Origin of the sequence: Qipengyuania sp. NPDC077563, assembly GCF_044901345.1 — a bacterium.
Taxonomy (GTDB): Bacteria; Pseudomonadota; Alphaproteobacteria; order Sphingomonadales; family Sphingomonadaceae; genus Qipengyuania; species Qipengyuania aestuarii.
This window is the reverse complement of sequence record NZ_JBJDPC010000001.1, coordinates 835,875-850,037: the sequence shown is the minus strand read 5'-3', so window position 1 is coordinate 850,037 and position 14,163 is coordinate 835,875. Positions and strand designations below refer to the sequence as shown.

At 59.1% G+C, this 14,163-nt stretch carries 12 protein-coding genes; 6 read left to right on the top strand and 6 right to left on the bottom strand.

Annotated elements, in window-relative coordinates; genetic code table 11:
• The first annotated feature begins 88 nt into the window (after positions 1-88).
• The 5 genes from ACI2I1_RS04145 (at position 89) to ACI2I1_RS04125 (ending at position 5,325) form a co-directional block, all read left to right on the top strand.
• A complete protein-coding gene (locus ACI2I1_RS04145; RefSeq protein WP_404678025.1) occupies positions 89-2,179 on the top strand; it encodes a S8 family serine peptidase in 2,091 nt (696 codons plus the stop codon).
• 78 nt (positions 2,180-2,257) lie between these two features.
• Positions 2,258-3,613, top strand: a complete 1,356-nt coding sequence (locus ACI2I1_RS04140; RefSeq protein ID WP_404678024.1) for an alkaline phosphatase PhoX — start codon at positions 2,258-2,260, stop codon at positions 3,611-3,613.
• 99 nt (positions 3,614-3,712) lie between these two features.
• Complete coding sequence (locus ACI2I1_RS04135; protein ID WP_404678023.1) at positions 3,713-4,174, top strand: Dps family protein; 462 nt, start codon at positions 3,713-3,715, stop codon at positions 4,172-4,174.
• 72 nt (positions 4,175-4,246) lie between these two features.
• Positions 4,247-4,867: a 6-phosphogluconolactonase gene (locus tag ACI2I1_RS04130; RefSeq protein ID WP_404678022.1), complete on the top strand. Its 621-nt coding sequence runs from the start codon at positions 4,247-4,249 to the stop codon at positions 4,865-4,867.
• Positions 4,855-5,325: an NUDIX domain-containing protein gene (locus ACI2I1_RS04125; protein WP_404678021.1), complete on the top strand. Its 471-nt coding sequence runs from the start codon at positions 4,855-4,857 to the stop codon at positions 5,323-5,325. The genes ACI2I1_RS04130 and ACI2I1_RS04125 overlap by 13 nt, the downstream gene beginning before the upstream one ends.
• On the opposite strand, the gene dinB is transcribed toward ACI2I1_RS04125, so the two are convergent.
• Complete coding sequence (dinB, locus tag ACI2I1_RS04120; RefSeq protein ID WP_404678020.1) at positions 5,322-6,437, bottom strand: DNA polymerase IV; 1,116 nt, start codon at positions 6,435-6,437, stop codon at positions 5,322-5,324. The two genes, ACI2I1_RS04125 and dinB, sit on opposite strands and share 4 nt — an antisense overlap.
• Before the next feature lie 65 nt (positions 6,438-6,502).
• Here dinB and ACI2I1_RS04115 point away from each other — a divergent pair, with 65 nt between their 5' ends.
• Positions 6,503-7,762 carry a multidrug effflux MFS transporter gene (locus ACI2I1_RS04115; protein ID WP_404678019.1) on the top strand — a complete coding sequence of 420 codons (1,260 nt, stop codon included), beginning with the start codon at positions 6,503-6,505 and terminating at the stop codon, positions 7,760-7,762.
• 37 nt (positions 7,763-7,799) lie between these two features.
• On the opposite strand, the gene ACI2I1_RS04110 is transcribed toward ACI2I1_RS04115, so the two are convergent.
• From ACI2I1_RS04110 to crtY, 5 genes are all read right to left on the bottom strand, one after another.
• Entirely contained in the window at positions 7,800-9,671 is a 1,872-nt protein-coding gene (locus tag ACI2I1_RS04110; RefSeq protein ID WP_404678018.1) for an acetyl/propionyl/methylcrotonyl-CoA carboxylase subunit alpha, read from the bottom strand.
• A gap of 48 nt (positions 9,672-9,719) precedes the next feature.
• Positions 9,720-10,655 (bottom strand): phytoene/squalene synthase family protein, encoded by a 936-nt coding sequence (locus ACI2I1_RS04105; protein ID WP_404678017.1) that lies wholly within the window; start codon positions 10,653-10,655, stop codon positions 9,720-9,722.
• Positions 10,656-10,735: 80 nt separating this feature from the next.
• Complete coding sequence (locus ACI2I1_RS04100; RefSeq protein ID WP_404678016.1) at positions 10,736-11,317, bottom strand: TIGR00730 family Rossman fold protein; 582 nt, start codon at positions 11,315-11,317, stop codon at positions 10,736-10,738.
• Positions 11,314-12,870, bottom strand: coding sequence for a phytoene desaturase (locus tag ACI2I1_RS04095; protein ID WP_404678015.1), 1,557 nt, complete (start codon positions 12,868-12,870; stop codon positions 11,314-11,316). Before ACI2I1_RS04095 ends, ACI2I1_RS04100 begins: the two co-directional genes overlap by 4 nt.
• A gap of 2 nt (positions 12,871-12,872) precedes the next feature.
• Positions 12,873-14,054, bottom strand: coding sequence for a lycopene beta-cyclase CrtY (gene crtY / locus ACI2I1_RS04090; RefSeq protein WP_404678014.1), 1,182 nt, complete (start codon positions 14,052-14,054; stop codon positions 12,873-12,875).
• Between the last annotated feature and the right edge of the window lie 109 nt (positions 14,055-14,163).

Below are 14,163 nucleotides of genomic sequence, written 5' to 3'. Positions count from 1 at the left end.
GCCAGCGCCAACCCCTACGCCCACCCCAACTCCTGCGCCAACGCCCGCTCCGACACCCAGTCCCACGCCGACACCGCCAGCAGGGTATGTGATTACCCCTGAGTCGCAGCAGCCCCAAAGGTCGGCGCAAGACGACCGGGAGTATCGCCAGAACTACGTCGCTGCCGAGCTCATTAACGGTCTTTTTGCGTTGGAAAGCGGCTGGGACGGCTCCGGCGTCGTCGTCGGCGTCGTCGATGACGGTGTGAATGAGATTGGTGAACTTGTTGGCCAAATCGATCATGACGTGAGCAAGGATTTCGGGCTGGAGATAAATGGCTCCAGCCGCCAGCCGCTTCGTCCCGGCGCAGAAACAGGGGATGTCAATTCGACGCACGGCACGCCGGTTGCGGCGATCATCGCGGGCAAGAACGATGGACGGGGCACCCAAGGTCTCGCGCCGGGGGTCAAGATCGCATCGCTACGGATCGACTCGGTTTCGGATGGCGAGGAAACGATGCTTCTCGGCTCCGACGTGTATGAATGGGCGGCGGACAAGAAAATCCCGATCCTTAACATGTCGCTGTCCTCCAATGATGAGGGCGGCAAGCCTTACCAGATCGAGCGCATTCTCCGTTACGGAGCATCGGGCGGGTTGATCGTCCGCTCAGCCGGGAACAGCAGCAAGGATAGTGTCAGCAATTTTCGCGATCTCACCGGTGAGACGGCCAATGTGCAGATTTTCGTCGTCGCGATCGATGCGGATGAGCGAAAATACACAATCTCGTCCTATTCCGACCGCTGCGGCGTCGCGATGGATCGCTGTGTCGCGGCGGTCGGTCAGAACGTGACGATGAATGCCGATGGTCAGACCGTATATTTCGCGGGCACCAGCTCGGCAGCACCGCAGGTCAGCGCTCTTGCGGCAATGGTGCTGTCGAAATGGCCGCAGCTCAGCGGGCAGGATGCCGGCAACATCATCCTCAATACCGCGCGCGATATCGGTGAAACTGGCACGGACGCGATCTACGGGCGAGGGTTGATAGACGTTCGCGCTGCTCTCGAGCCGATCAATCCAGCACTGTCCAATGGCCGAAGCTCGACCGCCGTATCGAGCTCCGTCGCAGTCGTGGGCAGCGCTCTCGATGCCTGGGGGCCTGCGTCGCTAGGAGCGGCTTATGCAGACATGACGGTTCTCGATGCGTACGGCCGGAACTATTCGGGCGATCTATCGGGGTTGGTCGTTAGCCCGACGCAAGGGGAAGAGCGCTGGCTTCACCGCACAATGGACGCGCAGGCCAACTCCGGTGTTTCCGGTTTCACTAGCCAGAATATGAGCGCGAGCGTCGGTTATACCGCGCTTCCCACACGGTATCGCGACGAGGACGGCCAGGAGCTTCTGCAAAATCGTCTTACTGCTGCGCAACTGGCTTATCGTATCGACGCCGCGACCACTGTTACAGCTGGATATAATTCCACCGATAATGTGATGGACGACTTTATGGGCCTTGCCCCGTCGTCCGACGCAATGTTTGCCTACTCTCCACTGGCACAGACGAGCATCGGCGTGCGGCACGTGGTGGGCGAGACGCTTCTCAGCCTCAATGCCGTCGGCGGGAAGCGCGATGGGATGAGCGTCGTCGGCACAAGCGCGGCCTTGTCCAGTAAGCAATCAAGCCTGAAATTTGGGTACCTTAGCGAAAAGGGGACCGTGTTCGGCACCCCGGTGGGCGCGGGAGCGATGCGGTTCGGTGATGGGGCCGACACTTTGTTCTTCGAAGCTGCGCAAGGGTTCGCTATCGGGGCCTGGACGCTAGAAGGCTATGCAAGCCTCGGTGCGACGAAGCTGAAATTATCAGACGATATGTTGCTCACCAAAGCGGGAACGATCGCCAGCGGCCGCTATGGCTTCACCACTTCTCGCAGCGCATGGGGCGGGCTGCTGAGCATGGGTGTCGCACAGCGGCTGGTTGGCCTTAGGGCAAATGGCGTGGTGACGGTCGGCTCCGATTACGATCTGGCCAGCCGCAGTCTTCGCTTTGAGCAGCGCCCGATAGACATGCGTGGCAAGTTGAGGCCCGAAATAACCCTCGGGTATGAGAAGTCGGGTGAACGCAGTGCGCTTCGTGTCGGAGCAGCTAGCGATTTGGCTGGCAATAGTATCCGTGCGTTGGCCACCTACAGACTGAAACTCAATTAGCAGTGTTGCAGAGCTTACCCAGGAAGCTGAGGGCAATCTGACGCAAACTCTGTCATTCAGCTGTCGCTTTGCTATCGCATGGCGACGCGATACGCACCGATGGAGAATTTCGTGACCGCAGAATTGCACCGCCGCCAGTTCCTGTCCGCTACAGCCAGCGCTTTCGCGGCGCTGTCTCTCAGCGGATGCATGACGCGCGGAGTAATGCCCGGTGGCTTCGCAGGTTATGGTCCGCTTGTCCCGGATCACGATGGTCTGCTCGACCTGCCTAAGGGTTTCACATACAGGCTCATCTCCAGCCTCGGCGATCAGATGAGCGATGGCGGGACAGTGCCCGACAAGGCTGACGGCATGGGTTGCCTTCCCTTGCCCGCTGGAGAAATCGCTCTGGTACGCAATCACGAACTCGTGCCCAGTGACGAATCGGGCGGGCTTATTGAGAAGGGTTACGACAAGATCGCGGGCAAAACGGTCCTGCCGGGCGGGACAACTACTGTCGTTCTCGATGCGGAGACGTTGGAAAAGAAAAGGGAATTTCGTTCTCTTGGCGGGACGATCCGCAATTGTTCGGGTGGCATTACGACCTGGGGGAGCTGGCTCACGTGCGAAGAATTCGTAACGGAGACGAAGCATCTGGGCGCCGAAAAGCTCGGCGCGGACCACGGCTGGGTGTTCGAGGTTCCCGCGGCAGCAAACGGGTTGGTCGATCCCGTGCCGCTCAAAGCCATGGGCCGCTTCAATCATGAAGCCGCATGCGTCGATCCGGCCACCGGTATCGTTTATCTGACCGAAGATCGCGACGATTCGGTTCTCTATCGCTTCGTGCCCACGGTGCCCGGAAAGCTGCAGCAAGGTGGCCAGCTTCAGGCCATGCGGATCGTGGGCATCGCCGATACACGCAATTGGAAGGCCTCCGCCATGCCCGTGGGCCGTCGCTACAAGATCGAGTGGCTGCCACTCGATGCGGTCGATGCACCGCAGGATGATCTGCGCAAACGCGCCGCTGCGATGGGGGCGGCCATCATCGCGCGCGGCGAGGGCATCCACATGGGGTCTGATGAACTCTATGTTTGCTCGACGAGCGGTGGCGCCGCAGAACTGGGCCAGATCTTCAAGCTCATTCCGGGTCGCAGCCGCCGCGCTGATGAAGTGGAACTCTTCTTCGAAAGCGAGAACAAGGAGCAGTTCAATTTCGGCGACAATCTTACCGTAGGCCCCAATGGACATCTGATTGTCTGCGAAGATCAGTATACCGATGTCGTCGACAACCGGTTGATCGGATTGACTCCGGCCGGCGATCCCTATGTGTTTGGCCGTCTGCGGCTTCAGACAGAGCTGGCGGGTGGGTGTTTCTCACCCGACGGGAAATGGTTTTTCGTCAATGCTTATGCACCGACGCGAACCGTGGCCATCACCGGACCTTGGGCGGGCTGATTTGTGATCGTAAAAAACGATTACTGAATTCCCCAGTCTCCCAGAAACCTGTCGGCAAGTTCTCCGTTGGGTGCATGAAAACACTCTCGGAGGAAATTCATGCCCGAACTCGGTAATAACGCAAAAGCAGGTCTCGTCACAGCGCTCAACGGGGTGCTGGCAGATACTGTTGCACTCTATTTCAAAACAAAGAACTTTCACTGGCATGTGGCCGGACCGAGGTTTCGTGATCTGCATTTGTTGTTCGATGAGCAGGCCGCCCAGTTGATTGGCACGGTCGACGACATCGGAGAGCGTGTGCGCAAGAATGACGAATACACGCTTACGTCGATCGGTACTGTCGCTGCGGAAACCAAGATCAAGGACCAGGACGACGTAACGATCACTGCCGATGCAATGGTGGCCGAATTGCGCGACGACAACCGCAAGCTTCATGGTCGACTTGAGACCGTGAAGGAAGAGGCGGAGGCCGTCGGTGACAATGCGACCAGCGGAATTGTCGATGACTGGATCGATCAGTGCGAGGAACGCATCTGGTTCCTCAACCAGTCCAGCAAGTAACTGTGTCGACGCATAGCAATTCACCCGCCTCGCGGCTTTGACGCAGGCGGGTTTTCTGTATTCGGTAGGGCCATGACACATATCAAGATTATCGAAAACGCGGACGACGTCCAAATTGCAGCATGGCTGGAGGAGAAGTTGAGTGCTGCACTGTCGGCTACCACAGGCCCGGTGGTGATCACGGTGCCCGGTGGTTCCACCCCTTTCCCGATTATCGAACAATTGTTGAAGGCAAGGCTGGACTGGTCACGCCTGGTAGTCTGGCCCGGTGACGATCGCGTCGTACCCGAGGATCACGATGCTTCGAATACGGGCAAGCTTCGCGCGCTTTTCGAGCCTGCTGGGGCGGAAGTTGTCACGCTGACCATCATGGAACAGGTGCCACATTTCGACCTAGCATGGCTGGGCATGGGCGAGGACGGACATATTGCTTCGCTGTTCCCGAACACCGACCCAAAGCTAGACGAAGAGCGACAAATCGCCCGGCTGACGCCGGACCCCTTGCCGCCAGAAGCTTCGTTCGATCGCATTACCCTGACTTTGCCGTCCTTGCTCGATAGCGACGAACTTTTGTTGGTGATCCGTGGTGACGCTAAGCGGAAGGTCTTCGCAGATGCCGTAGAGCAGAAACACGATTTGCCAGTTGCGAGGCTGCTTTCGGGCGCTAAACAACCGGTTACATGCTTCAGCTAATTCCTGCTCCGCTTCACCGGCTCGCTCTTCGCGTCGCTTATCGCCTGCGCAATAAAATCCGCCGGACGATGGGCGTGGCGCGGGATGGCGTGATGATCATCGGAAAAGATTTCGATGGTCAGATAATGCTGGTCCGGCATAGCTATGGCCCCAAGGAATGGTTTTTCCCTGGCGGCGGTATCGCCAATGGAGAAGCGCCAGAGGCTGCGGCCCGCCGCGAATTGCGCGAAGAAACCGGGTGCGAAGTCGATGGTCTGAGACTGATCGGCACTGTGGACGAGACGATTTCAGGTGGAGCGCATAAGGGATACCTTTTCGAAGGGGTGGTGCATGACATGCCCGAACCCGATGGCCGGGAAATCATAGAGGCACGCTTTTTTCCGACCCATTCCTTGCCGCAGCCGCTGAGTCGTATCACGCAGCAGCGGCTCGAGATGTGGCAGGCCCGCAAGTCCTAGAGCAGCGATAACTGGGCGTCAGGCCGCCTCGGTTCCTCCGCTTCACTACGCTCCAGCTTAGACAGCGTCAGGCCCATCAGCCGGATCGGCATGGGAAGTGGTAGCACTTCTTCCAGCAAGGATTTGGCGCAGCGTTCGAACTGGACGCGTTGCGTGATTGGTTGATCCAGCGTTTTCGCCCTGCTGAATATCTGGAAGTCGGTGTATTTCATCTTCAGCGTCACAGTCCGCCCTGTCGCTTCGGCTCTTTCGATATAGCCCCAGACGATGTCGATGATATCATCCAGTGTCTCACGCAATTCGCTGCCCGAAGACAAGTCACGGCTGAACGTACGCTCACCGCCCACCGATTTTCGAATGCGGCTGGAGCGGACAGGGCGCAAATCGATGCCCCGCGCTGCGCGGTAAAGGTAGTCGGCAAAGCTGCCGAAATTTGCACGCAACCATTCGATGTCCTTGGCGGCAAGATCGGCGCCTGATGAGATACCCAGACGGTTCATCTTCTCTTCCGCCTTCGGGCCCACTCCGTGAAAGCGCCGAACGGGGAGCGACTGGACGAAATCCGCGCCTTGCCCAGGGCGGATCACGCACATTCCGTCTGGTTTGTTTTGGTCGCTCGCAAGCTTGGCGAGGAACTTGTTGTAGCTCACCCCGGCACTTGCAGTCAGTCTGGTCTTCGCCTTAATTTCCTGGCGAATGAGTTCAGCGATCCGCGTGGCGCTGCCAATCCCGAGCTTGTCTTCCGTAACATCCAGATAGGCTTCATCCAGGCTCAGCGGCTCGACGAGGTCGGTATGGTGCCGGAAAATCGCTCTGATCTGCTGGCTTACCTCGCGATAGATATCGAAGCGGGACTTGCAAAAGATGAGGTCGGGGCAAAGGCGCTTGGCGGTAACGCTGGGCATCGCGCTTTTGACGCCAAACTTTCGCGCCTCGTAGCTGGCCGCTGCCACAACGCCGCGCCCGCTCGATCCGCCAACGGCCACCGGTTTGCCGCGCAATTCAGGGTTGTCGCGCTGTTCCACGCTGGCAAAAAACGCGTCCATATCGACGTGAATGATCTTCCTCAGGCCATCAGCCTCGGTATCATTTGAGTCGTCGATCTCGGTCATGCGTCATCAGATAGACTGCCGGGTTGCAAATCGGAACCTTGTGGTCCACGCGCCATTTTGTGCAAATGCGAAACGATCACCTAGCCAGCGGCGAACGGCCGCTTCCCGATAGCGCCCGGCGTCCCGCCGTGGGCGAGCGCGAGCTGATCTGGATGATGGCGCTGTTGATGGCATGCAACGCCTTCGGGATCGACGCCATTCTTCCGGCGCTCGATGCGCTAGCGGGCGATCTGGGAGCTACCGGAAACAGTCGCCAGTTCGTTGTCGGAGCCTACCTGTTGGCGGCTGGGTTCGGTACTTTGGTACCCGGTGCGTTCGCCGACCGCTATGGCAGGCGGCCCGTATTGTTCGTGGCACTGGCCTGTTACATAGTCTTCTCGATCGGATGCGCCCTGGCGACCAGCTTCGACGTGCTTGTCATATTGCGTGCGGCGCAAGGTTTCTTCGCCGCCGGTATTATCGCGCTTCCTCCCGCCATCATTCGCGACCGGGTTGGCGGCGACAAGATGGCGCGCATGATGAGCCTGATCTTCGTCATCTTCCTGCTTGTCCCAGCCGTTGCTCCTTCGATTGGTCAGGCCGTCCTGCAGGTTATGGGTGACTGGCGCTGGATTTTTGGAGCGATGGCGCTGGCAGGAAGCATCATGACGCTGTGGGTCTATTTCCGCCTGCCCGAGACTCTTCATCAGGAAGACAAGCAGGAAATCCACCTGCCCACGATCCTGCGGAATATGACCAGCGCCGTGACGCTCCGCGAAACCATCGGATACACGCTGGGGAGCGCGCTGGTTTTCGGCGGACTGTTCGGTTTCATCAATTCCAGCCAGCAGTTGATCGGCGAGGCATTCGGAGCAGGTGATCGTTTCCCGATGATCTTTGCAATCTGTGCAGGCTGTATGGCCATCGCCAATTGGTCGAACAGCCGCATCGTCGAACGCTTCGGAGCCCGCAAGGTGAGCCATGCCGGTCTTTTCGCTTTCATCGCGGTTGCGATCGCCCAGCTTTATTTCGCCAGTCAGCCGGACGAAACGCTGTGGACCTTCGTGCCGCTTATGGCGGCGAACATGAGCCTGCTGGGCTTCATAGGCGCCAATTTCGGCAGCATCGCACTGCAGCCATTCCATAAGATCGCTGGCGCTGCTTCGAGCGCTCAGGGCTTCCTTCGCCTGACGAGCGGCGCCGCGCTCGGTTCTTTCATCGGTTATGTCTACGATGGCACCGCGAGACCGCTCGCCCTGGCGCTACTATGCACGGCCGTGCTGAGCCTTGCATTCGTCCTCTTCAGCGAGCGTGGCGCGTTGTTCGGCGAGAAAGTGGAAGACTGAACACGCAGCCAAACGTCACCAGCAGGCTGCGCGAAATCTAATCTGCGTCCGGTTCGACCACGGCGAGGACCGCGTCGACTTGAACCTGACCGCCTTCGCTTGCGGAAAGCTCGGTCACGGTCCCGCCGAACGGCGCGGTGAGCGCGTGTTCCATCTTCATCGCTTCGAGTACCATGAGACGCTGGCCCGCAGTGACAGTTTCGCCTTCGGTTACATCGACTGTGATGACCTTGCCGGGCATCGGTGCGATGACGGCGCCGTCGCCCGCTAAAGCTGCGCCCGAACCTCGCGATTCACGTTCGAAAACGAAGCTCTGGCCGTCGGCGAACACCACCGCTCTTGAGGGGTCGACAAATCCAGTCGTTTCGCTGTCGGCCACTGTGCGCCCCGCGACGACCTTCCTCGTCTCCCCCTTGTGATGGAGCGTGGTGGTCAGCACTCCGGGAGCATTGAGGCGTAGGCCGATAGGCAGGTCCTCGTGGTCCTCGCTTTCGCTCAGCGCAATGAAGTCCGCCGCACTTTGCCAAATGGAATCGCCCGCCGTGTCGGAGGAAACCAGACTGTCCATCTTCTCTGCAATAAAAGCAGTGTCGAGATTGGCCTGTTCGAAATCGTCGTCCCGCAAGCAATTTGCAATGAACGCGGCGTTGGTTTTCACGGGCCAGATTTCGACTCTTTCAGCGATCTCCGCCAGCTGATCTATAGCTTCGCCGCGTGTCTCCCCCCACACAACAAGTTTGGCGACCATGGGATCATAGAACGGTGAAATCGTGTCGCCTTCTTCAACACCTGTTTCTATGCGGCCTGCGATCCCCAGGTCGAAATGCTCCAGAGGACCTGTCGAGGGGAGAAAGCCGCTTGAAGGATCTTCTGCGTAAAGGCGCGCCTCGATCGAATGGCCGTCGATGAAGAGATCTTCCTGCTTTGCAGGGATTGGTTCTCCGCTTGCAACACGGAGCTGCCATTCGACCAGATCGACGCCGGTGATTTCCTCGGTCACCGGATGTTCGACCTGCAGGCGTGTGTTCATTTCCATGAAAAAGATCCGGTCGGCGCGCAGGCCCTCGCTGGCGTCGGCGATGAATTCGATCGTGCCTGCGCCTTCGTAGTCGACTGCCTTGGCGGCGCGTACGGCCGCTGCGCAAAGCTCTTCCCGCGTGGCCTCGTCCATGCCGGGGGCGGGGGCTTCCTCGATGACCTTCTGGTGCCGGCGCTGGAGCGAGCAATCGCGTTCGAACAAATGGACCACATTGCCATGGGCATCCCCGAAGACCTGCACCTCGATATGCCGGGGCGAGGTAATCCACTTTTCGAGCAACACTTCGTCGTTCGAGAAACTGGCCTTGGCTTCGCGCCGACAGCTTTCCAAAGCAGCCTCGAAATCCGCTGGCGCATCCACCTTGCGCATGCCTTTGCCGCCGCCGCCCGCAACGGCTTTGATCAGTACCGGATAGCCGATGGCGTCTGCTTCCTTGCTGAGGCGCTCCACGGACTGGTCTTCGCCTTCGTAGCCGGGAGTGACAGAAACGCCTGCCTCGCGCATTAGTCTCTTGGCAGCGTCCTTAAGCCCCATCGCATCGATGCTGCTGGGTTTAGGGCCGACCCAGATCAGATCGGCATCGATCACAGCCTGGGCGAAAGCGGCATTTTCGGACAGAAACCCATAGCCGGGATGGATCGCTTCGGCGCCGGTCTGCTTGGCCGCTGCGATGATCTTCTCTCCGACCAGATAGCTTTCCGCTGCGGGAGACGGGCCGATATGAACCGCTTCATCAGCGCTGCGCACGTGCAGCGCCTTTGCATCGGCATCGGAATAGACGGCCACCGTTAAGATGCCCATCTCACGGGCGGTACGAATGATGCGGCAGGCGATCTCGCCACGATTGGCGATAAGCAGTTTCGTGATCATACGAATGCGCTAGCGGCAGCCGCTCGATCCATCAAGCGGTGGGGGCAGCTACCAGCCTGCGAGCGGCCGATAATCGTGCCGCGACCACGTGATGGGTTCGTCGGGCCCGGGAGGGTTGTTGCGGAGCGCTTCGAAGAAAGCTGTGGTAACGTGCCACGCCTTTTCCAGCCTGCTGACGCAAGTACGGCTATCCCAGGCCTTCTGCCCGCGGTCGAGAACCTTGCGGCCGATCGCACCGTAGATATTGGCCGCTGCGAGAACCGCCCAACGCGAACGAAAAGGAAGATTTTTTGCGCCAAGACGCGCTGCATCTTCATGTTTCTGCATCAGCGCGATCATGCGCGGCATGATGCTGGCGAGAATGAAGCGATTTTCGGGTTTCGCATGCTCTCCCGGGGCAAGACCTGCCTCGGCAAGCCAGTCGGCGGGAATATAGACACGCCCGGCAGCGGCATCTTCCACGACATCACGGCTGATATTGGCGATTTGGAAAGCAAGACCAAGGTCGTTGGCTCTGTCCAGCGTCTCTCCGTCGTCCGAGCGGACGCCCATGATATGGGCCATCATAATCCCCACAGCACCGGCGACATGATAACAATAACGCATCATGTCCCGTTCGTTGGTCGGGGCGAAGCCGGTCGCGTCCATCGCGAAGCCGGTGATGACATCATTGGCCATGTCGTAGTCGAGATGGCATTCCTTGGCCACGAGCCCGAACGCGTCGAAGGCGAAGTCGGCCGTTGGCTGTTCTTCGAGTGCGCGGCGAGTGAGCACACGAATTGCCTGAATTCTATCTTCCGCGTCCTTGGGCGTACCCTGCTCGCCCAGAGGACCGCCCTTTTCCTGATTGTCCGCAATGTCGTCGCATCGGCGACACCACGCATACAGCAGCCAGCTGCGCTCGCGGGTGGTCTTGTCGAACAGCTTTGAGGCTGCGGAAAAACTGTGGGAGCCGACCTCGATAGACTCCAGCGCCTTTTCCACCAAAGCATGCCGGTCCCGCCCGCCACCAGCCCTGGTGTAGGTGGGGCGAAGGTTCTGCGTCGTAAGGGGGCGGGGCTTGTTCAGAGGTCGGCTGCCTTCATCTTGAAGATCGGAGTATGCGGCTCATAAGTTTCCATCTTGTCGAGCAACGCACTTAACGTCTCTTCTGCCAGAATTATCCCCTGATGGGCAGAGCGCACGAAACCGACCTCAGCCATGTGGCGGTTGAAGGCAATGAGATGATCGTAAAAGCCAAAGGCGTTGAGCAGTCCGACCGGTTTGGTGTGATAGCCCAATTGCGCCCAGCTTACCGCTTCCCACAGTTCATCCATGGTGCCCACGCCGCCGGGAATCGTGATGAAGCCGTCCGACAGGTCGGTGAACTTCTGTTTGCGTTCGTGCATTCCGCCGACCGTGTGCAATTCGGTGCAGTCGTGATTGGCGACTTCGCTACTGGCCAGTGCCTCGGGAATGATGCCGATCACTTCGCCGTCTGCATCAAGCGCACCGGAAGCGACGGCGCCCATTAGGCCCAGTCGGCCTCCACCGTAAACGACACCGATGCCGCGCTTTGCAAGGCCGGCGCCCACTTCCCGGGCAAGTTCGATATACCGCGGATCATTCGGCGATGCCGAACCGCAATAAACTGCCAAACGCTTCATGCCTGAACCAAATCCTCGACCATCAAGCCGGCGGTCGCCTTGGCGCTACCAACTACGCCGGGTATCCCGGCTCCTGGATGCGTCCCTGCCCCGACGAGATAGAAATTGTCCAGCACGTCATCGCGGTTGTGCCCGCGGAAAAATGCGCTCTGGGTCAATAGCGGCTCAAGACTGAAGGCGCTGCCTTTGTGCGCATTGAGATCGGTTGCGAAATTGCTCGGCGCGTAATGAAACTTGGTCTTTATCCGTCCGTGCAAATCAGGAATCAGTCGGCGCTCGATCTCGTCGAGAATCCGTTTTTCGAGAACGGGACCCATTTCGTCCCAGTCGATCGACAACTTACCCATATGAGCGACGGGAACCAGCGCATAAAATGTGCTCATTCCTTCAGGTGCCACGCTTGGATCGGTCACGCTGGGATGGTGAAGGTAGATGGAAAAATCTTCCGGCAAGACGCCGTGATCGTAGATGTCCTCCAGCAAGCCTTTGTAGCGGGGGCCAAACAGGATCATGTGATGCGGGATCCCGGGCCAGGTTCCCTCGATCCCGAAGTGCACGACGAAAAGGCTTGGCGAAAATTTCTTGCGTGAGAGCGTTTTCGAATAACTCGCGCCCCGCTTTGTGCCCGCCAGCAGGTCCTTGTAGCTGTGCATGATGTCCGCATTGCTGGCTACCGCGTCGAAGCGTTGCTTGAAGCCGGACTGAGTTTCCACTTCGCTGGCCTTGTTACCCAGTGTGTGGACTTGGGTCACAGGATCACCCACGCGGATCGTGCCGCCGATGCGCTCGAAATGGGTAACCATTGCCGCGATCAGCCGGTTTGTCCCGCCTTTGGCCCACCACACGCCGCCGTCTTTCTCCAGCTTGTGGATGAGCGCGTAGATACTGCTGGTCTTCATCGGATTGCCGCCGACCAGAAGCGTGTGGAAGCTCAGCGCCTCCCGCAACTTCTCGTTCTCGACATAGCTTGAAACCATCGAATAGACGCTGCGCCAGGCCTGTTTCTTGGCGAGGGCCGGGGCAGCCTTCATCATCGACTTGAAGTCGAGGAAGGGCACATGGCCCAGCTTGACATAGCCTTCCTCGTAAACGCCCTCGGCATATTCAAGGAAACGCTGGTATCCGGCCACATCCACGGGATTGAGCTCTACGATTTCGCTGAAGAGCTGCTCTTCGTCGTTCGAATAGTCGAAATTGGTGCCGTCGGGCCAATTGAGCCGGTAGAATGGCATGACCGGCATGATCTCGATATCCTGAGCCATATCGTGGCCGGTCAATGCCCACAGCTCCCTCAGGCAGTCGGGATCGGTGATAACCGTGGGGCCCGCATCGAAGGTAAAACCATCGCGGTCCCAATAGTAAGCGCGCCCGCCGGGTTTGTCCCGACCTTCGATGACAGTCGTGGCGATCCCGGCAGACTGCAGCCGGATAGCAAGAGCAAGACCGCCAAAGCCCGATCCGATCACGCAGGCGTTCTTGCCGGTCGATGCTGGGAGGGTCGGCGAGTTGGGAAGATCTGAGGCGACCGGCGGATACGGCGTTTCGGCGTTCATGGTCACTTTCCTTGGACGAGCGGAGCGCCCTTGCCAAGCAGAGCCTTCATGGCGCGGGCGATGGGCACAGGCGGTTTTCCGGTTAGGATGCGCATCTTGTCGAGCGGGGTTGAGCGGGCGGCGTAAAAGCGTTCGATTAAAGGTTCGGGTAGTCGGTAGAAGCGCTCGAATACCCGATATCGTTCCTCCGGCTCCGCCGCTTCGAACAGCATTTTCCCAAGCAGCCGATAATAGGCGGTACGCTGCCAGTGCGATTTTGCCCGCTCCTCCACCACTTTGGGCAGACGCGCGAGATTTTCGCGGGCTGCTTCGGCGATCGCCAGAGCGTTCTCGACGGCGATGGGCAGGGTGTAACTTGTCAGGGGGTGGACGAAGCCGCCTCTTGCTCCCGCCAAGGCCACCCCCGCTTGGGCCAATGATGTACGATAGGCTGAAAAATCCCCGCCGGTGACGACCGGTAGCACACCCGTCTCCTCATGCAGGACCTGGAATCGCCAGCCTTGTTCCTCGGCATAATCAGCGATGCGCTGGCGCAGAAGCGGCGCGTCGAGCTGCGTACTGTCTGCATAATACGTGTCTTCGACGAAGATTTCGTCCTCGCTCAGCGGCAGTAAGTAGACGAAGCGATAGGCGCCCGGTTGATCGACGGCCGCATCCATGATCACCGGACGATCCACCCCGTGCGGGCGATCCGTCTTCAGGTTCTGGCCGAGGAAAACCTGCCATCCGCCGGTAAGATGCTCGCTCGGCTGAGCGTCCCGGCAGTCGAGAACCATTGCAGCCGTAACGCGCTTGCCGTCCGACAGGGTTACTCCCTCGCTGTCCAGCCCGATCACCTTGGCGCCCGTGCGGATTGCCGATTGCGGCAGCTCACGCCGCAGTGCGAGGTCGAAATCACGGCTGCCGAGCGAACGATAATCGCTTTGCAGGCATCGGCTGTAGGCGGGAAAACGGACCTCGTTGCCCCCGCTCCACTGCATCTTGCGAAACCGCTGCATCAGCTTGGTGCCGCGCGCGTCGAGATCACCTTCGAACCAGCTCCAGCGGTGATTGCCTCCGAAGCTTTCGCCTGCTTCGAACAGACCTACCGTAAGGTGCGGCGCACAATCTCGCACGGCCAAGGCAATCAATCCGCCGGCAAGACCGCCTCCGACGATAGCAAGATCGATATTTTCAGAATTCATCGGGAAATGGATTAGAAGCGCCATGCATTGGCGGCAACGTCCTTTTCTACTAACGCGGGCATACCAGATAACGCATTCCTGTGTCTGCCAGGAATAAATTGAGGGAATA